This is a genomic window from Herbaspirillum sp. Her3 (assembly GCF_057961275.1).
On sequence record NZ_CM176328.1, the window covers coordinates 3,644,767 to 3,664,090 of the forward strand.

Sequence of the window (19,324 nt, forward strand, 5' to 3'; positions counted from 1 at the left end):
CGCACTCCCGCTCGCCGGATCACAATTCCAGCATGATCTTGCCGATGTGCGCGCTCGATTCCATCATGGCGTGTGCCTGCGCGGCCTGTTCCAGCGGGAAGCGCTGGTGAATGACCGGCTTGATCTTGCCCGCCTCGATGAGCGGCCACACCTGCGCGCGCAGCTTGGCCGCAATCGCCGCCTTGAACGCCACCGGGCGCGGACGCAAGGTCGAGCCGGTGATGGTCAGGCGGCGGCGCATGACCTGGCCCATGTCCAGCTGCCCTTTGCTGCCACCCAGCTGGGCAATGAAGACCAGCCGGCCATCATCAGCCAGCGCCTTGATCTCGCGCGGCAGGTAGTCACCGCCCACCATGTCCAGGATCACGTCCACGCCACGGCCACCGGTCAATTCCTTGACCACCGCCTCGAAATCCTCGGTCTTGTAGTTGATGGCACGCTCGGCACCCAATTCTTCACAGGCGCGGCACTTCTCGGCACTGCCTGCGGTGGCAAAGACACGATGGCCCAGCGCACGGGCGATCTGGATGGCAGTCACGCCGATGCCGGAGGAACCTCCCTGCACCAGCAAGGTTTCTTCGCCTGACAGTTGTCCGCGGTCGAAGACGTTGCTCCAGACGGTGAAGTAATTTTCCGGCAGGGCCGCTGCCTCCAAGGCGCTCAACCCCTTGGGGACCGGCAGGCACTGCGCCAGCGGGGCAGCACAGAACTCGGCGTAGCCGCCACCCTGCACCAGGGCACAGACCAGATCGCCCAGCTTGAAACCGCTGTCGCCCAGGTCGCCCGCCACGATCTCGCCTGCCACCTCCAGGCCCGGCAGGTCGGAAGCGCCCGGCGGCACCGGGTAGTTGCCGGTGCGCTGGAACACGTCCGGACGGTTCACGCCCGCCGCATGCACCTTGATGAGCACCTCACCCGCCTTCAGCTCCGGCACGGGCCGTTCGCAGGCCTGCAATACCTCGGGGCCGCCGAATTCCTTGATCTCGATTGCGCGCATGTGTCCTATCCTTCAGTTCAATGGAGTGTGAGGGGTCTCAAAGCGAAGCCGCCGCCCGCGCTGCCGTGTCATACAGCCCGGACGCATTGCGCAGCAATTGCGCCGCCTCGCCGATGGCCTGGTTGGGAATGCCGCTCTCGGCCTGCACCTCGATCAGGCAGCGCTCGCGGACCTCGCGGTATTTCATGCACAGCGCCTGCCCGGCCGGGGTGGTGGAGAACAGCAGTTCCTTGCCGGCCTTCTCGCTCTTGACGTAACCGGCCTTCACCAGCTTCTTCAAGGCATAGGTGACCACGTGGGTGTCCTCGACGTTCAATACGAAACAGATATCGGCCAGCTTTTTCTTGCGGTCACGGTGATTGACGTGATGCAACAGCGATACCTCGATGGCCGTCATGTCCTTGGCACCGGCCGCCGCCATGCAGCGCACCATCCAGCGGTTGAAGGCATTGCTGGCCATGATGAGTGCATATTCGAGCTCGGATAGCTCGGCACTGCGTTCGGACACCAGGTGCTGGGAAGACACGATCTTGGTCGGGCGCGACGGCTGAGCGACCTCTTGCGCATCAGGCTGGATGGAGGTGGACGTCTCGTTTTTCTCTTGGCTCATGGGAAGCGGGCAGGTCTGGACGACGGAATGGCAACACTATAGCGCAAACATTAAATAAATAATTTATCGACATATTGTTTATATTTTCTTTGAAATGTAATATCCGCAAAAAAGCAGGGCATCACCAGCAGACGCACCTGGACCCCGCCGGCGGCATCGGCGGGCTCTCAACACAATCACCGGCCAGGCGAGAGACACATGCAGCCACCCCAGCTCCACCCCTTGGGCGACCGCGCACTGCTATGCAGTTTGCCGGCCCCTGCCACCCTGCCCCAGCAGCAACGCATCTGGGCCCTGGCCGAACTGGCCAGCGCATGGGAAGAAGTCAGCGAAGTCGTGCCCGGCATGAACAACCTGACCCTCATCGCCAAGCGCCCCGTCGCCGACCTCGACACCCTGGCACAACGCATTGAGAAAACCTGGCCCAAGCTCAGCGGCGAACGCAGCGCCGGGCGCACGGTCGAGATTCCGGTGGTCTACGGCGGCAGCGCCGGCCCCGACCTGGACAACGTGGCCCGTCACACCGGCCTGTCGGTGGACGAAGTGATCGCGCGCCACAGCGGCGCCGAGTACGTGGTCTACTTCCTCGGTTTCCTGCCCGGCTTTGCCTACATGGGCGGCCTCGATACCAGCCTGGCCACCCCGCGCCACACCACCCCGCGCGTGAGCATCCCGGCCGGCTCGGTGGGCATCGGTGGCGAGCAGACCGGCATCTATCCCATGGCCTCACCCGGCGGCTGGCAACTCATCGGCCGCACCTCCCTGCAATTGTTCGATCCCGCCCAGCAACCGCCGACGCTGCTGCGTCCCGGCGACCGTGTACGCTTTACCGTGGAGCGCGTGGCCTCATGATAGAAATCATCCAACCCGGCATGCTGGCCTCAGTGCAGGACATGGGCCGCTTCGGCCATCGCAGCCTTGGCATTCATCCCGGTGGTGCCCTCAATACCCTGGCCCTGGCCAGCGCCAACCTGCTGGTCGGCAATCCGGTCGAGGCAGCCGGACTCGAAATCACCATGGGCGTGGCCGAGCTGCGCTTCACCCGCAACACCCGCATCGCCCTGGGCGGTGACGACATCGGCGCCACGCTCGATGGCAAGCCCATCGCGGCCTGCTGGAGCATGCCGGTGCGGGCTGGCAGCGTCCTCAAACTCAGCCTGGCCCCTGCCGATTCGCCCGAGCAGGCGCCGCGCCACAGCATGCGCACCTACCTGGCCGTGGCTGGCGGCATCGATGTACCGGTGGTGCTGGGTTCGCGCAGCACCGACCTGAAAGCCGGATTCGGCGGCCACCACGGACGCGCCTTGAAGCGCGGCGACAAACTCCCCATCGGTGATGCGCAAAGCGCTTCTGCAGCAGTACACGGTCCGGCCTTCGGCGTGCGTTCGCCGCGCTGGAGCGGCCTGGCGCGGCGTGCCGACGAACACAGCCAGCACGTCACCCTGCGTGTCTTGCCCGGCCCCGAATTCGAGCAGTTCAGCAAGAGCGCGCGCGAGGCGCTGTGGTCCGACACCTGGCGCGTCACGCCCAACAGCAACCGCATGGGCTATCGCCTCGAAGGTCCGGAACTCAAGCGCAAGCAAGGCCGCGACATGCTCTCGCATGGCGTGGTGCCGGGCGTGATCCAGGTACCACCTTCGGGCCAGCCAATCATCCTGATGGGCGATGCGCAAACCACCGGCGGCTATCCCAAGATCGGCGTAATCATCGGCGCCGACCTGTGGAAGCTGGCACAGGCGCCGCTGAACGCCACGCTGCGGCTGGAGCCCTGCGAGATGGCCGATGCCCTGGCCGCCGCCGAAGAACAGCAACGCTATCTCGATTCCATCCGCGCCACGGTCGCCGCACTGGACTGGTCGCGCGCCACGCTCTACAAGAAATAAGGGAACGCCATGCATATCGATCTCAATGCCGACCTCGGCGAAGGCTGCGACACCGACGAACAACTGCTGACCCTGGTCAGCTCTGCCAACATCGCCTGCGGCTGGCATGCGGGTGATGCTGGCACCATGCGCCGCAGCGTGCGCTGGGCGATCCAGAATCACGTGGCCATCGGCGCCCACCCCAGCTTCCCCGACCGCGAGAACTTCGGCCGCAGCGCCATGCAATTGCCGCCCGAGGAAATCGTCAGCGGCATGCTCTACCAGCTCGGCGCCCTCGAGGCCATCGTGCGGGCCGAAGGTGGCCGCATGACCCACGTCAAGCCACACGGCGCGCTCTACAACCAGGCCGCCAAAGATGCCGTGCTGGCCAATGCCATCTGCGCTGCCATCCGCACCTTCAATCCCGAACTGAGCCTGTATGGCCTGGCCGGCAGCGAACTGATCGCCGCCGCCCGCCATGCCGATCTCAATGCGGTGGAAGAAGTCTTCGCCGATCGCGCCTATGAAGCTGATGGCAGCCTGGTCGCGCGCAGCAAACCGGGAGCCATGATAACCAACGATGCCGATGCCATCGCCCAGACCCTGATGCTGGTCAAGCAAAAGAAGGTCAAGGCCATCGATGGCAGCATCGTCGAAGTCAATGCACAGACCGTGTGCCTGCACGGAGATGGCGCGCATGCCCTGGATTTTGCGCGCCAGATTCGGGCACGCCTGCACGCCGAGCAGATCGCCGTGCGCGCGGCTGTATGAAGCCTTTTTCCCGTATCGTCGCAGCAGGCGGGAAGGACGGCCCCCGCTCCTGATTCAAGGTCGTCGCAAGCTGTAGTTCCGTTCCAAAAACCACAAGAAAAGTCGCCAATCCGAGGCCCATGAGGTCGCAGGAAAAGTCACGCCCCTACGCCTGAGCATTCCCCGCAAAGGCAGACTGGGCGCGGTTTTCCGCGCCACGGCTGGCACGGACCTTGCACACTGGCGAATGGATTTTTCCTCATTCACATAGGGAGTTTTTCATGGAGAGTTCGACACTGCTGCCTCTGATCGGGATACCGATCGTCGTGGCCGGTTTTGCCTTGCGTTTCAACCCGCTGCTGGTGGTCACGGTTGCGGGTCTCACCACCGGCCTGTCGGTGGGCATGGATTTCGGCATGCTGCTGGAAACCTTCGGCGAGAAGTTCGTCAACAGCCGTTCGCTGGCGACCTTCCTGCTGATCCTGCCGATCATCGGCCTGCTCGAACATTACGGACTGAAGGAACGCGCCCAGGCGTGGATCTCCAGCATAGCCAGTGCCACCTCGGCGCGCATCCTGATGCTCTACTTCATCCTGCGTGAAGGCACCGCCGCGCTGGGCCTGATCTACCTCGGCGGCCAGGCGCAGACGGTGCGTCCGTTGCTGGCACCGATGGCCGAAGGCGCTGCCGTGAACGCCTACGGCGACGACCTGCCGCAACACATCCGCGACAAGATCAAGGCCCACGCTGCGGCCTGCGACAACGTGGCCGTATTCTTCGGCGAAGACATCTTCATCGCCTTCGGCGCGGTGCTGCTGATGGATGCATTCCTCAAGGAAAACGGCATCACCAATATCGAGCCGCTGCACATCGGCCTGTGGGCCATCCCCACCGCGCTGTCGGCGCTGGTGATCCACATGTTCCGCCTGACCCGCCTCGACGCCTCCATCCGCCGCGATGTCGAGGCGTGGAAGGCCACTCAATCCGCCGCCAAGGTGTCCGCATGAACACGCTCATTTCGATCAACCGCATCTACTACCTCATCGGCATCATCGTCATGATGCTGACCGTGATGACCCTGCGCGACAAGGGCAACCCAAAGCGCTTCACCACGGCGCTGTTCTGGTTCCTATTCGGCGCCGTGTTCCTGTTCGGCGACCTGATGGTGGAGAACCTGGGCAAGTCCATGGCCCACCGCATCATCGGCGGCACCGTCATCATCATCTCGCTCATCGCCGGCACCGGCATGCTCTCCATGGGCAGCTATGCGACCTCCTCGCATGACGAGCGCGTGGCCTCTTCGAGGAAGCTGGGCAACTGGCTGTTCTTCCCGGCGGTGCTGATCCCGGTGATCACGGTGGCCTGTACCGTGCTGCTCAAGGGTGTCTCGGTGGGTGGCCTGATGCTGCTGGACCAGAAGCAGCTGACGCTGGCCGCACTCTGCGTGGCGTGCATCTGCGCGCTCATCGCCGGTTGCGTGCTGACCCGTGGCACACCGCTGCAGGCAGTGCGCCAGTCGCGCCGCCTGGTGGATTCCATCGGCTGGGCCGCCATCCTGCCGCTGATGCTGGCCATGCTGGGCGGCGTCTTCGTCGCGGCCAAGACCGGTACCTCGGTGCAGCACGTGGTGAGCCTGTTCGTCAATCCCGACAATCGCTTCCTGGTGGTGGTGATCTACTGCGTGGGCATGGCGCTGTTCACGATGGTGATGGGCAATGCCTTCGCGGCCTTCCCGGTCATGAGTGCAGGCATCGCCCTGCCCTTCCTGATCATGGGACACCATGCTGATCCGGCGCCGCTGGTGGCCATCGGCATGTACTCGGGCTACTGCGGTACGCTGATGACGCCGATGGCGGCCAACTACAACATCGTGCCCGCTGCGCTGCTGGAACTGAAGAACAAGTACCAGGTCATCAAGGTGCAGATCCCGACCGCACTGACGCTGCTGACGGTGAACGTGTTCCTGATGTACTTCCTCGCCTTCCGCTGATCCACACCGGAGGCCGGACCTGACCGGGCATGGCGTCTGGTCAGGTCGCCTTACACTGCTTCAAGGAGTCCCCATGCAACTCACCCTCGAACGGGCCGAAGAATTTGCCCGCATGCCGCTGGCCTATCTGCGCCAGGAATATCCGAACCACATCATGCATCTGCTCAACGACGATGGTGACGTGCTCTCGCCGCGCGCGATGCATCCGGTCTTCTATGGCTGCTATGACTGGCACTCGGCCGTGCATGGATTCTGGCTGCTGCTTCGCTGCTTGCACCAGTATCCATCCCTGGCAGGGGCAGACCAGATCACGGCGATCTTCGACGAGCATTTCACCCCCGAGTTGATGGAACGCGAGACGGATTATTTCCGCGCGCCCAATCGCGCTCCGTTCGAACGTCCTTACGGCTTTGGCTGGCTGCTGGCACTGGATCAGGAACTGCTGATGTCGGCCCATCCACGTGCTGCCGAATGGCATGCCGCGATGAAACCGCTGACGACCGAAATTCGCCGCCGTCTGCTCGACTACCTCTCCAAGCTGAGCTATCCGATCCGGGTAGGCGCGCACTTCAACACCGCGTTCTCGCTGGCACTGGCGCTGGACTATGCACGTCATGTCAACGACGCAGAACTGGAAACGGTGATCGTCGACTGGTCGCAGCAACACTACGGCAAAGACACCGATTATCCGGCCCACTATGAACCGGGCGGAGATGAATTCATCTCCGGCGCGCTGACCGAAGCCCTGTTGATGAGCAAGGTGCTCGCACCCGATGCATTCGCCGCATGGTTCGATCTCTATCTGCCGCGTGTGACTGAGGTATCGCAACTCATGCATCCTGCCCATGTGTCCGATCCGACCGATCCGAAGGTGGCTCACCTCGACGGCCTGAACCTCTCCCGCGCCTGGTGCATGAAAAACGTGCTGCGCCACCTGCCCGCAACACATACCGCGCGCAGCGCCATCGAGGCCGCCATCCAGCGCCACATCGCCGCCTCCATCGATCAGGTGGTCGGCAGCCACTACAGTGGCGGACACTGGCTGGCCACCTTCGCCATGCTGGCCCTGGAAGACTGAGCCACACCTCGCAGCAAAGCAAAAAGAAAAAGCCCTCGCTCCCGGTGACGGAAGCGAGGGCTTTTTGCTGATGCGTACAGCGCTCCTACTCAGCCACTTCCTTGCGCAAGGCCGGCTGCTCGGACTGTACCGGTACAGTGGACGAGATCACCCGCGCACTGCGCTTGAAGGTGAAATACGCCCAGGCCCAGTCCGCCATCACCATGATGCGGTTACGGAATCCGATCAGGAAATACACGTGCACGAACAGCCAGAACAGCCACGCCGGATAACCCGAGAACTTGAGCTTGCCCACCATGGCGATGGCAGCCCGGCGCCCGATGGTGGCCAGCGATCCGTAATCCTTGTAGACGAAGGTTTCTGCTGCCTGGCCGGCAATGTGATGCTTGATATTGCGCGCCGCCACCCGCCCCATCTGCTTGGCCGCCGGTGACACGCCCGGCACCGGCTTGCCTTCCGACTGTGCGGCCGCCAGGTCGCCGATCACGAACACTTCCTCGTGACCACCAATACAGAGCGTCGGCGTGACCGGTACACGACCAGCACGGTCTACCGGTACACCCAGCTTCTTGCCCAGCGGCGAAGCCGCTACACCTGCCGACCAGATCACCGTACGCGTAGCCAGGCTCTGCTCGCCATCGAAATTGGCATAGCGCACGCAGGTCTCGTCGATGTGCACCACACGGCAACCGGTGCGTACGTCCACGCCGAGCTTGTGCAACTGTTCGCGCGCCTTCTCGGACAGATCCTCCGGATACGCTCCCAGCACGCGGTCAGAACCTTCCACCAGTACCACCCGCGCCGAATGCGGATCGATGTTGCGGAATTCGCCCGACAAGGTATGCCGCGCGATTTCCACCAGCGTGCCGGCCATCTCGACGCCGGTGGCACCACCGCCGATGACGGTGAAGGTCAGCCATTCCTGGCGGCGCCGCGCATCGGTCTCGCGCTCGGCACGCTCGAAGGCCATCAGGATGCGCTTGCGGATCTCGAAGGCGTCTTCCAGGGTCTTCAAACCGGGGGCCAGCTCGCTCCACTCATCGTGGCCGAAATAGCTGTGGGTGGAGCCGGCGGCCACGATCAGATAGTCATAGCCGAGCACGCTGCCGTCTTCGAGCGTGACGGATTTGCCGGCGGTATCGATCCCGGTCACGGCGGCCATCAGGGTGGTGAGATTGCGCTGCTGCGCCAGGATGGCGCGGATCGGTGCACTGATGGCCGGGGCCGACAGCCCGGCCGTGGCCACCTGGTAGAGCAAGGGCTGGAACAGGTGGTGATTGCTGCGATCGATCATGGTGATGCGCACATCGGCGTGGGCCAGTTCACGCGCAGCGGCCAGACCGCCGAAGCCGCAACCGATGATGATGACGTGGGGCATTGCCTTCCTTTCAAAAGTAACGTGTTGTTCTGTCCGCGCAGGCCGGTCACTTGGAGCCGTGACCTGGCTGCACAGCTGTCCCCTACTCTCTATTCGGATCTGCAGATCTACCTGCTGGCATGACCGCGCCTCCCCTGATGAGCGCGACACACCGGAACCTTGATGTCCCTCAAAGCAGACCGACAGAATCGCATACTTTTGGTTCGAAATCACTTGGGCAGATTGTCCGCATCATCTTGCGCGCACAAAAAAATCCCCCGGCCTTGCGGCACGGGGGATTTCCTTGTTGCCTGTGCAGGCAGAAGGGATTACTGCGCTTCTTGCGGAGCGGCAGCGTCGCCTTCTTCAGCCTGGGCAGCCTTCATCGACAGCTTCAGGCGGCCGCGGTCATCGGTTTCCAGAACCTTGACGCGCACTTGCTGGCCTTCCTTGAGGTAGTCGGCCACGGCATTGACGCGCTCGTTGGCGATCTGGCTGATGTGCAGCAGACCATCCTTGCCCGGCAGGACCTGGACGATGGCGCCGAAGTCCAGCAGCTTCAGGACGGTACCTTCGTAGACCTTGCCCACTTCCACGGAAGCGGTCAGCTCTTCGATACGGCGCTTGGCTTCCTGGCCAGCCGAGGCATCCACGGAGGCGATGGTGACCACGCCTTCGTCGCTGATGTCGATCTGGGTGCCGGTTTCTTCGGTCAGCGCGCGAATGACGGCGCCGCCCTTGCCGATCACGTCACGGATCTTTTCCGGGTTGATCTTGATGGTGATCAGGCGCGGCGCGAAGTCGGACAGCTCGGCACGGCCGGCCGGGACGGCTTCCTGCATCTTGCCCAGGATGTGGTGGCGGCCTTCCTTGGCCTGCTCCAGCGCGACCTGCATGATTTCCTTGGTGATGCCCTGGATCTTGATGTCCATCTGCAGGGCGGTGATGCCATTGGCAGTACCGGCCACCTTGAAGTCCATGTCGCCCAGGTGATCTTCATCGCCCAGGATGTCGGTCAGCACGGCAAACTTGTTGCCTTCCTTGATCAGGCCCATGGCGATGCCGGCCACGTGCGACTTCATCGGCACGCCAGCGTCCATCAGTGCCAGGCAGCCGCCGCACACCGAGGCCATCGAGGAGGAACCGTTGGACTCGGTGATTTCCGAGACCAGGCGCACCGAGTAGCTGAACTCGTCAGCGGCCGGCAGCGCGGCGATCAGCGCGCGCTTGGCCAGGCGGCCGTGGCCGATTTCGCGGCGCTTCGGAGTGCCCACGCGGCCGGTTTCGCCGGTGGCGAACGGAGGCATGTTGTAGTGGAGCATGAAGCGGTCGGAGTACTCGCCCAGGAGGCCATCGATCTTCTGTTCGTCACGAGCGGTACCCAGGGTCGCGATGACCAGGGCTTGCGTTTCGCCACGGGTGAACAGGGCCGAACCGTGGGTACGCGGCAGCACGCCGGTACGGATCGAGATCGGACGCACGGTGCGGGTGTCGCGACCGTCGATGCGGGGTTCGCCTTCCAGGATCTGCGAACGCACGATCTTGGCTTCCAGGTCGAAGAGGATGGAACCGACTTCGGCAGCGTCAGCGGCCACGCCGTTGTTGGCAGCAGCTTCAGCGACCAGGGCTTCGTTGACCTGGGCCGAGACAGCCTTCAGCTTTTCGGTACGGGCCTGCTTGTCCTTGGTCTGGTAGGCTTCGCGCAGCGGGCCTTCGGCCAGTTGCGCCACGCGGGCGATCAGGGCTTCGTTCTTGGCCGGGGCGGTCCATTGCACTTCCGGCTTGCCACCGTCACGCACCAGGGCGTGGATGGCTTCGATGACGGCCTTGGACTGGTCGTGACCGAACACGACGGCGCCCAGCATCACTTCTTCGGACAGTTGATCGGCTTCGGATTCCACCATCAGCACGGCGGTTTCGGTACCGGCCACCACCAGGTCCAGCTGCGAGGACTTCAGTTGCGAAGTGGTCGGGTTCAGGACGTACTGGCCGTCGATGTAACCGACGCGAGCGGCGCCCACGGGGCCGTTGAAGGGGATGCCGGCCAGCGACAGGGCAGCCGAAGCGCCGATCATGGCGGGGATGTCCGGATCGATTTCAGGGTTCACCGACAGCACGTGGATGATCACCTGCACTTCGTTCAAGTAGCCTTCCGGGAACAGCGGGCGGATCGGACGATCGATCAGGCGCGAGGTCAGGGTTTCCTTTTCGGAAGGCTTGCCTTCACGCTTGAAGAAACCGCCGGGGATACGGCCGGCTGCATAGGTCTTTTCGATGTAGTCGACGGTCAGGGGAAAGAAGTCCTGGCCGGGCTTGGCTTCCTTGCGGGCCACGACGGTGGCCAGGATGACGGTGTCTTCCACCGACACCATCACGGCGCCAGAAGCCTGGCGAGCGATTTCGCCGGTTTCCAGGGTCACTTGATGCTGACCGTACTGGAAGGTCTTGGTTACTTTATTGAACACGGTATTTCCTTTCTTTTATGGAGCCGGCCCCGACTGTGTCCGCGGTGCACGGCTTCCTTTTGCCGACAGATTTTCAGGCGCTGTCGTTCACCTCACCACAGTGGCCGGCGAGACCGGTCACTCACGACGAACGCGGCAATACAAGCCGCCGCGATGAAACAATGATGCATTCTTGCCCGAGGGGCGTTTGCGCCTGGCGCGACCAGGCTTACGCCTGAGCTCGCGGAATCGCAAAAAACAAAATGCCCGCGTCAACGAGTGACGCAGGCATTTCGTGGTGGTCCGGGGCGCAAACCCCGGGACCCAGACGCGGAGTCAAATTACTTGCGCAGACCGAGTTTCTCGATCAGGGCGCGGTAACGGTCAGCGTCCTTGTTCTTCAGGTAGGACAGCAGGCTCTTGCGACGGTTGACCATCTTGATCAGGCCACGACGGGAGTGGTGATCCTTGACGTGGGCCTTGAAGTGGCCGTTCAGGTCGTTGATGCGTGCGGTCAGCAGCGCCACTTGGACTTCCGGAGAACCGGTGTCGTTCGTGCCGCGGGCGTTTTCGGAGATAATGGCAGCCTTGGCTGCTTTTTCGATGGACATTGCTTTTACCTTTCACAAGCGGTGTGCGGAGCGTCGGAAAATCCCTGCCCTGCATACCGTGAACAAAAAATGAGAATCCGGTCAAACCGACCGGACGCGAAATTATATAGCAAAAAATCATTCCAACCAACATCGGCAAGTGACCGCGTGCGCCAACTGGCCAATCACGAGGCGCCCTTGCCACAGAATGCCGGAATGACAATTCAACCAGGAGTCGACATGCAATCCCCCGCTTCCCTCATGCAAGCCGCCCGCCCCAGGCTGGCCGCCGCGCTGCTGGCCGCTGCCGCGCTGGCGGGCTGCGCCTCGCTGCTGCAGCCGCCGGTCCAGCCGGGCGAACCCGAAGAGCAGGTGGTGGCCCGTCTCGGTGCGCCCACCAACGTGTATCCGGATGGCAACGGCCGGGTCTTCGAATACGCGGCAGGTGCCTTCGGCCAGTACCAGTACATGGCCCGCATCGGCCCCGACCATCGTCTCATTTCCTATGAGCAAGTCTGGACCCTGCAGAATTTCCACGCCATCCGTCCCAAGGTGGACACAAAGCTCGACGTCCTGCGCCGGGTCGGCCGCCCCACCGAAGTGACGCGCTATGCCCGCATCCCCTTCGAGGCCTGGAACTACGGCTTCAAGGAAAGCGGCGTCTGGAATTCGCAGATGACGGTGTATTTCAACGACCAGGACATCGTGGAAAAGGTCGAAAACGGACCGGATCCGCGCTTCGACGATTCGCGTTTGCGCAACTGAAAACGCGGCGCGCAGCCTCCGCGCCACACAAACAAAAGGCTGCCCGGATCACTCCGGGCAGCCTTTCCTTTTGCCGCAAGCCGTATTGCGCAAAACTCAGATCACGGTCGCCAATGCCAGCGTGAACAGCAGCGCCAGCACCGAGATCAGGGTTTCCATCACGGTCCAGGTCTTGAAGGTCTGCGGCACGGTCATGTTGAAGTATTCCTTGACCAGCCAGAAGCCGCCATCATTGACGTGCGACAGGATCACCGAACCGGCGCCGGTGGCCAGCACCATCAGTTCCGGACGCACGCCGCTGACGTTGGCGACGATGGGCGCGACGATGCCACAGGCGGTGGTCATGGCCACGGTCGCCGAACCGGTCGCCACGCGGATGAGCACGGCCACCAGCCAGCCGAGCAGCAGTGGCGAGAGGTGCGCATCGGTGGCGAGGCCGACGATGACCTTGGAGATGCCGCCATCCATCAGAATGCGCCCGAAGCCGGCCCCTGCGCCGACCAACAGGGTGATGTTGGCGGTCGGGGCCAGGCATTCGTTGGTGAACTTCAGGATCTGTTCGCGTCCGAAACCACGGGCACGACCGAAGGTCCAGAAGCTCACCAGGGTGGCGATCAACAGCGCGATCACCGAGTTGCCGATCAGGCGCAGGAAATCATTGGCAAAGGTCTTGGGGGCGAAGAACAGGTCGGCCCAGCTGCCGATCAACATCAGCGCCACCGGCAAGAGGATGGTGAAGAGCGTGATGCCGAAGCCCGGCAGTTCCCGCTCCTTCTTGCGTTCATCGACGAACTGCGAGAGCAGCGGATTGTCCGGATTGGGGATCACCACCTTGGAGATCAGCTTGCCAAAAATCGGGCCGGCGATGATGGCCGTCGGAATGCCCACGATCAGCGCAAAGAGGATGGTGCGACCGATATCGGCATTGTAGGCGGTCACCGCCAGCAGCGCGGCCGGGTGCGGCGGAATGAGGCCATGCACCACCGACAGGCCGGCCACCATGGGAATGCCCACCAGCACCATGTTGGTCCCGGTGCGCTTGGCGACGTTGAAGGCAATCGGCACCAGCAGCACGAAGCCGACTTCGAAGAACACCGGCAGGCCGACGATGAAGGCCACCGTCATCATGGCCCAGTGCACGTTCTTTTCACCGAAGGCCCCGATCATCGTATTGGCGATCCGCTCGGCACCGCCCGACTCGGCCATCATCTTGCCCAGCATGGTGCCCAGGGCCACCACCAGTGCGATGTGACCCAAGGCGCCGCCCACACCGGTTTCGAAGGCCTTGACGATATTACCCATGGGCATGCCCACGGCCAGGCCCAGCAAGAGCGAGACCACAACCAGCACGATGAAGGGATTCATCTTGAATTTGGCGATCAGCACGATCAGTGCGATCACCGCTACCAGTGCATAGACCAGTAGCGCAGTTCCTTGTACAGCCTCCATCTGTTGCTCCTCTTCAGAAGGTAAAAGACACCACCGGCGATACGGCACCCCTGCCGGCAAATATGCACCGCAAAAAATCCATCAATCTTTTAAATCGTTTATATCATTTAGATATTTTTATTTCGAATTCACCACCGCGCGTGGAAAGGCCACAGCAAGGTGCCGCCTTTCCACGGCAAGCCTCAACGCTTGAAGGCCACGCAATCCACCTCGACCTTGCAGTCCACCACCATGCTGGAGACCACGCAGGCGCGGGCCGGCGGATTGGCGCCGAAGTATTCCTTGAAGACCTTGTTGAAGGACGGGAAGTCGCGTGCATCATCGAGCCACACGCCACAGCGCACCACGTGCTCGGGGCCGTAGCCGGCTTCCTTCAAAATGGCCAGCACGTTCTGGATGGCCTTGTGCGACTGCGCCACGATGCCGCCGTCGATCACTTCGCCGTTTTCCATGGGCACCTGGCCCGACACATACAGCCAGCCATCGGCCGCGACCGCACGCGCGAACGGCAGATGCTGACCACCGGTGCCACTGCCGCCTTCCACACCAAATCGTTGAATGCTCATTGCTGCTCCTCTGTTGAACTTGAATCTGAAAAATCGATTTGAAACTTGAAGTTAACAATCCAGGCCTGACGTTTCCTGCAACTCAGGCTGGCGTTTTCTGCACCGTGCGCGCCAGGAAGCGTCCGGCACGGGCGCTGGTGGCCTGCTTGTCCTGGCCGCGATAGGCCAGTTGCCCATTGACCCAGACCGCCTCGATGCCATGCGCCGGCTGCATCGGATCGGTGAAGCTGGCGGCATCGCGGATGGTCTCGGGATCGAACAGCACCAGGTCGGCGTAATGACCTTCGCGCACGAAGCCGCGCTGATCCAGGCCGAAGCGCTGCGCCGACAGGCCGGTCATCTTGTGGACCGCCGTGGCCAGCGAAAACAGTTTCTGCTCGCGGCTGTAATAGCCCAGCACGCGCGGGAAGGCGCCCCACAGGCGCGGGTGCGGCAAGGGATCGTTGGGCAGCCCATCAGAACCGACCACGGAGGCCGGATGCGAGAGGATGCGATTGACGTCATCGTCAGCCATGCAGTGATATACCGCCCCGGCCGGCATCAGGCGCGCGGCCGCCGCATGCAGGTCGACACCCCAGTCGGCGGCGATCTGCTTCAACATCTTGCCGCCCTGCTCCGGGTGCGGTTCCGACCAGGTGACCTGGATGTCGTAGTCGGACGTCACCTGTTTGAGGTCCAGCGTGGACGAGCTGGCGGTATAGGGGTAGCAGTCGCAGCCCACGTGCTGGTGGCGCGAGGCCGCTTCCAGCGCTTGCAGCACTTCGCTGCTGCGCCCCCAGTTTTCCACGCCGGCACACTTGAGGTGCGAAATCACCACCGGCACCCGCGCATGCTTGCCGATGCGGAAGGCTTCTTCCATCGCATCGAGGATGTCGGCGAATTCGCTGCGCAGGTGGGTGGCATACAGGCCGCCGAATTGCGCCAGCGGCTCGGCCAGGGCCAGCACCTCTTCAGTGGGCGCATTGATGGCATTGCCATAGGCCAGGCCCGTGGACAGTCCCAGTGCACCATGTTCGAGCGCCTCGCACAATTGCGCGCGCATGCCGGCGATCTCATCGTCAGTAGCGGCGCGATCAAGGCGGTCCATGTGGTTGTTGCGCAGCGCCGTGTGCCCCACCAGCGCGGCCACGTTGATCGAGGGCTGCGCCGCATTGACGGCCTCAACGTAGCTGGCAAAGCTGGGATAGTGGAAGGCCTCGGACTTGCCCAGCAGATTCATCGGGTCCGGCGGATCGCCCTTGAGCGTGACCGGTGCGGCGCTGATGCCGCAGTTGCCGACCACTACCGTGGTCACGCCCTGCGACAGCTTGGGGAACATCTCGGGCGTGCGGATGACGTTGGTATCGTCATGCGTATGCACGTCGATGAAGCCCGGCGAGAGCACGCGTTCACGGCCATCGATTTCCTGTGCGGCGTGCCAGCCGCCGAGCTGGCCGATGGCGGCGATGCGTCCATTGCGGATCGCCACGTCGGCCTGCACCGGCTCGGCGCCGCTGCCATCGATGACCAGGGCATGGCGGATCAGGGTGTCGCAGTGCTTGTCGCCACCTGCAACATGCGGGGTGGATGTCATGTCAGTCTCCCAGTGGCTGGTGCAGGTCACCGCCGCCACGGTGCGCGTCGAGCACGTACTTGAGGCGGCGCAGGCGTTCCTGGCTGCTTTCCTTGTGCAGCAAGGCCAGCTCCAGCACCAGCATGTCCAGCGTCGCCATCATGGCGTAGCGCGACGAGGACGGTTTGAAAATCAGGTCGGTTTCCAGCGTCTTGATGGGCAGCAGCACATCGGCCATCTTCGCCAGCGGCGAACCCAGCGCGGTGATGGCGATGAGCTTGACGCCGTATTCGCGCGCCACTTCGCAGCTGGCCAGGAGCTCGGGCACGCTGCCGGTGGTCGAGAAGACCAGCAACACGTCGTCCTTGTCGAGGGTGGCCGCCACCATCTTCTGCAGCACCGCATCGTGATAGGTCGCTACCGGCCGGCCCAGGCGCACCAGCCGATAGCGCGCCTCGTCGGACATCATGGTGGAACCGCCGCCCATGCCGAAGCAGTAGATCATGCGCGCACCCAGCAGCAGGTACGCGGCTTGCATGAGCATGTCGGGGTTGAGCATGGCGCGGTTCAGTTCCAGCACCGCATGGATGTCGCGATAGACCACATCGGCCAGTTCCGGCGGCTGGTCCGAGGGCACCGTCTTGGCACCATCGAAGAAGCGCTGTCCCACGGCCACCGCCTGCGCCAGCAGGAACTTGAACTCGCGCACGTCGCGGCAGCCCATGGCCTTGGCAAAGCGCGTCACGCTAGCCACCGACACCCCGGCCTTCTCGGCCAGTTCGCCGATGCTGGCGCTGGCGGCCGCAGAGAGATCGCCCAGGATCGCTTCGGCCACCTTCTGTTCGGCAAAACGCAAGCTGCTGCTGCGCTCGGTGATGCGGGAAATGATGTCCAATGTCTGTGCCATGGGAAGGAAAGAATCAGTCTGCGGGAATGCGCCTGCGAGGAAAGAGACCAGCCCCGGAGGGTGCCATGCAAACAATTTATGTTATTTACTAACACGGCGCAAACATAGTAAATTCAAGGCTATTATTACGTCAATCCTAATTTCACAGGAATTAAAGCGATGAGTGATACAAATTACCAAACGCCGTTTCAGGCCGGCATGATCGACCCGCTCAACAAGGGATTGGGCGCGCTGGCTCAACCGCTCGCGCCGCATCAGGCCGGCAGCGTGCGCTGGAACCTGCTCAATGAGGACATCAGCCTGCCGGCTGCCGTCCTGTATGAGGAAAAGATCGCCCACAACCTGAAGTGGATGCAGGATTTCGTCGGCCAATACCAGGTCAAGCTGGCACCGCACGGCAAGACCACCATGGCGCCCAAGCTGTTCGCGCGCCAGCTCGACACGGGCGCCTGGGGCATCACCCTGGCCACCGCCCATCAGACCCTGGCCGGCTATCACCACGGCGTGCGCCGGGTCATCATGGCCAACCAGCTGGTGGGCAAGCGCAACATGGCGATCATCTCGGAAATGCTGGCCGATCCCTCTTTCGAGTTTTTCTGCCTGGTCGATTCGGCCGCGCTGGTCGATCAGCTCGGCCGTTTCTTCGCCGAGCGCAAGCAAACCCTGAACGTGCTGCTGGAACTGGGCCCGGCCGGCGGCCGCACCGGCGTGCGCGACGAGGTGCAACAGCAGGCCGTGCTGGAGGCCGTGGCGCGCTGGGACAGCATCGCGCTGGCCGGTGTGGAAGTGTATGAAGGCGTACTCAAGGAAGAGGCCGAGATCCGCCGTTTCCTGCAACGCGCAGTGGCCTGCCTCAAGGAGCTCGCCGCGCAAGGCCATCTGGCACGCCGCCTGGCAAAGGGCCCGGCAGTGCTGACCGGCGCCGGCTCGGCCTGGTACGACGTGGTGGCCGAAGAATTCGGCCAGGCCGACATCGGTGCGCCGCTGGAGGTGGTACTGCGTCCGGGCTGCTATCTCACCCATGATGTGGGCATCTACCGTGCCGCGCAGTCGCAGATCCAGGTGCGCAATCCGGTGGCGCACAGCATGCGCAGCCAGTTGCAGCCGGCCTTGCAACTGTGGGCGTATGTGCAATCGATCCCGGAACGCGACAAGGCCATCATCGCCCTGGGCAAGCGCGATGCCGCGTTTGACGCCGGGCTGCCGGCGCCAGTCACGCGCTTCCGCCCGGGCCAGGACACGCAACCGCAAGCCACCCCGGCGCACTGGGAAGTGACCGGCATGATGGACCAGCACGCTTACCTGAAGATTGCCGAGGGCGACGATATCCAGGTCGGCGACATGATCGCCTTCGACATCTCGCATCCCTGCCTGACCTTCGACAAGTGGCGTCACCTGGTGGTGGTGGATCAGCGCTTCGATGTGACCGACATCGTGCAGACCTTCTTCTGATGCAGCGATGGGCGCCAAGAACATGAGCAAACCCATCCTCGCCTACGGCGAAGCCATGGTGGAATTCAACCAGCGCATCGCGTCGCCGCGCCAGTACCTGCAGGGCTTTGGCGGCGACACCTCCAACTTCGCCATCGCCGCAGCCCGCCAGGGCGCGGCCTGCGCCTACCTCAGCGCAGTGGGTGACGATCATTTCGGCCAGGACCTGCTGGACCTGTGGCGGCGCGAGAACGTCGATGCGCAGCACGTGGCGGTGCAAGCCGGTGGCAGCACGGGCCTGTATTTCGTCACGCATGACCAGGAGGGCCACCACTTCCACTATCGCCGTGCCGGCTCGGCGGCCAGCTGCTATCGCGCGGCGGACCTGCCGTTGCAGGCCATTGCGTCTGCAGGCGCACTGCACCTCTCCGGCATCAGCCTGGCCATCAGCGAGAGCGCCTGCGAGGCCGGCCTGGCGGCCATGGCCCATGCCCGCGCGGCGGGCGTGACCACCTCGCTGGACACCAACCTGCGCCTGCGCCTGTGGCCGCTGGAACGTGCACGCGAGAAGATGGCCGCGGCCTTCCGGCTGTGCGATGTCTGCCTGCCGAGCTGGGAAGACGTGTCGATGCTGACCGGGCTGGATGAGCGCGATGCCATCGTCGATCAGTTGCTGGACTATGGCGTCAGGCTGGTGGCCTTCAAGCTGGGCCACGAAGGCTGCTACGTGGCCACGCCGCAAGAGCGCCGCATGGTGGCCCCCCATCCGGTGCTGGCGCTGGATGCCACGGGCGCGGGCGATTGCTTCGGCGGGGCCTTCATGGCCGAGCTGATGGCGGGGAGCGATCCCTTCCGTGCGGCGCGCTACGCCAACGTCGCCGCCGCGCTCTCCACTACCGGCTACGGTGCGGTGGAACCCATCCCCAGCCGCACCCAGGTGGAAGCGGCGCTCCAGGCCGCCGCCTGATCGACGGCA

General features: G+C 63.4%; 18 protein-coding genes. 9 read left to right on the forward strand and 9 right to left on the reverse strand.

Annotation, left to right across the window (positions count from 1 at the left end; translation table 11 throughout):
- Positions 1–19: 19 nt before the first annotated feature.
- Both ACVC5H_RS16685 and ACVC5H_RS16690 read right to left on the reverse strand, forming a co-directional pair.
- Positions 20–997, reverse strand: coding sequence for an NAD(P)H-quinone oxidoreductase (locus ACVC5H_RS16685; protein ID WP_489618914.1), 978 nt, complete (start codon positions 995–997; stop codon positions 20–22).
- A gap of 37 nt (positions 998–1,034) precedes the next feature.
- Positions 1,035–1,607, reverse strand: coding sequence for a winged helix DNA-binding protein (locus tag ACVC5H_RS16690; RefSeq protein WP_489618915.1), 573 nt, complete (start codon positions 1,605–1,607; stop codon positions 1,035–1,037).
- A gap of 198 nt (positions 1,608–1,805) precedes the next feature.
- Between ACVC5H_RS16690 and pxpB the strand changes: the two genes are divergently transcribed.
- The 6 genes from pxpB (at position 1,806) to ACVC5H_RS16720 (ending at position 7,287) form a co-directional block, all read left to right on the forward strand.
- The gene (gene pxpB / locus ACVC5H_RS16695) at positions 1,806–2,459 is read left to right on the forward strand and encodes a 5-oxoprolinase subunit PxpB (protein ID WP_489618916.1); all 654 of its coding nucleotides are present in this window, start codon (positions 1,806–1,808) and stop codon (positions 2,457–2,459) included.
- Positions 2,456–3,490, forward strand: coding sequence for a 5-oxoprolinase subunit C family protein (locus ACVC5H_RS16700; protein WP_489618917.1), 1,035 nt, complete (start codon positions 2,456–2,458; stop codon positions 3,488–3,490). The genes pxpB and ACVC5H_RS16700 overlap by 4 nt, the downstream gene beginning before the upstream one ends.
- A 9-nt stretch (positions 3,491–3,499) precedes the next feature.
- Complete coding sequence (gene pxpA / locus ACVC5H_RS16705) at positions 3,500–4,240, forward strand: 5-oxoprolinase subunit PxpA (RefSeq protein ID WP_489618918.1); 741 nt, start codon at positions 3,500–3,502, stop codon at positions 4,238–4,240.
- A 260-nt stretch (positions 4,241–4,500) separates the two neighbouring features.
- A complete protein-coding gene (locus tag ACVC5H_RS16710) occupies positions 4,501–5,226 on the forward strand; it encodes a DUF969 domain-containing protein (RefSeq protein WP_489618919.1) in 726 nt (241 codons plus the stop codon).
- Positions 5,223–6,209 (forward strand): DUF979 domain-containing protein, encoded by a 987-nt coding sequence (locus ACVC5H_RS16715; protein WP_489618920.1) that lies wholly within the window; start codon positions 5,223–5,225, stop codon positions 6,207–6,209. Before ACVC5H_RS16710 ends, ACVC5H_RS16715 begins: the two co-directional genes overlap by 4 nt.
- Before the next feature lie 73 nt (positions 6,210–6,282).
- Positions 6,283–7,287, forward strand: a complete 1,005-nt coding sequence (locus ACVC5H_RS16720; protein ID WP_489618921.1) for a DUF2891 domain-containing protein — start codon at positions 6,283–6,285, stop codon at positions 7,285–7,287.
- A gap of 85 nt (positions 7,288–7,372) precedes the next feature.
- Here the strand turns inward: ACVC5H_RS16720 and ACVC5H_RS16725 are convergent, their stop codons facing one another.
- The 3 genes from ACVC5H_RS16725 to rpsO all read right to left on the reverse strand — a co-directional run bounded on the left by ACVC5H_RS16725 (position 7,373) and on the right by rpsO (position 11,699).
- Positions 7,373–8,665, reverse strand: a complete 1,293-nt coding sequence (locus tag ACVC5H_RS16725) for an NAD(P)/FAD-dependent oxidoreductase (RefSeq protein WP_489618922.1) — start codon at positions 8,663–8,665, stop codon at positions 7,373–7,375.
- Between the two features lie 308 nt (positions 8,666–8,973).
- A complete protein-coding gene (gene pnp / locus ACVC5H_RS16730; protein WP_489618923.1) occupies positions 8,974–11,109 on the reverse strand; it encodes a polyribonucleotide nucleotidyltransferase in 2,136 nt (711 codons plus the stop codon).
- Positions 11,110–11,429: 320 nt separating this feature from the next.
- Positions 11,430–11,699, reverse strand: a complete 270-nt coding sequence (gene rpsO, locus ACVC5H_RS16735; protein WP_006712917.1) for a 30S ribosomal protein S15 — start codon at positions 11,697–11,699, stop codon at positions 11,430–11,432.
- Positions 11,700–11,918: 219 nt separating this feature from the next.
- Between rpsO and ACVC5H_RS16740 the strand changes: the two genes are divergently transcribed.
- On the forward strand, positions 11,919–12,443 hold the full coding sequence (locus ACVC5H_RS16740) for a hypothetical protein (protein WP_489618924.1): 525 nt from the start codon (positions 11,919–11,921) through the stop codon (positions 12,441–12,443).
- Positions 12,444–12,539: 96 nt separating this feature from the next.
- On the opposite strand, the gene ACVC5H_RS16745 is transcribed toward ACVC5H_RS16740, so the two are convergent.
- From ACVC5H_RS16745 to ACVC5H_RS16760, 4 genes are all read right to left on the reverse strand, one after another.
- Entirely contained in the window at positions 12,540–13,892 is a 1,353-nt protein-coding gene (locus ACVC5H_RS16745) for a GntP family permease (RefSeq protein WP_489618925.1), read from the reverse strand.
- Positions 13,893–14,074: 182 nt separating this feature from the next.
- Entirely contained in the window at positions 14,075–14,458 is a 384-nt protein-coding gene (locus tag ACVC5H_RS16750; RefSeq protein ID WP_017450656.1) for a RidA family protein, read from the reverse strand.
- Positions 14,459–14,540: 82 nt separating this feature from the next.
- A complete protein-coding gene (locus tag ACVC5H_RS16755) occupies positions 14,541–16,031 on the reverse strand; it encodes an N-acyl-D-amino-acid deacylase family protein (protein WP_489618926.1) in 1,491 nt (496 codons plus the stop codon).
- Position 16,032: 1 nt separating this feature from the next.
- Complete coding sequence (locus tag ACVC5H_RS16760) at positions 16,033–16,917, reverse strand: MurR/RpiR family transcriptional regulator (protein WP_489618927.1); 885 nt, start codon at positions 16,915–16,917, stop codon at positions 16,033–16,035.
- A 159-nt stretch (positions 16,918–17,076) separates the two neighbouring features.
- On the opposite strand from ACVC5H_RS16760, the gene ACVC5H_RS16765 reads away from it, so the two are divergent.
- Together ACVC5H_RS16765 and ACVC5H_RS16770 are read left to right on the forward strand one after the other, a co-directional pair.
- The gene (locus tag ACVC5H_RS16765; protein WP_489618928.1) at positions 17,077–18,369 is read left to right on the forward strand and encodes an amino acid deaminase; all 1,293 of its coding nucleotides are present in this window, start codon (positions 17,077–17,079) and stop codon (positions 18,367–18,369) included.
- A gap of 22 nt (positions 18,370–18,391) precedes the next feature.
- Complete coding sequence (locus tag ACVC5H_RS16770) at positions 18,392–19,315, forward strand: sugar kinase (protein WP_489618929.1); 924 nt, start codon at positions 18,392–18,394, stop codon at positions 19,313–19,315.
- Positions 19,316–19,324: the final 9 nt, after the last annotated feature.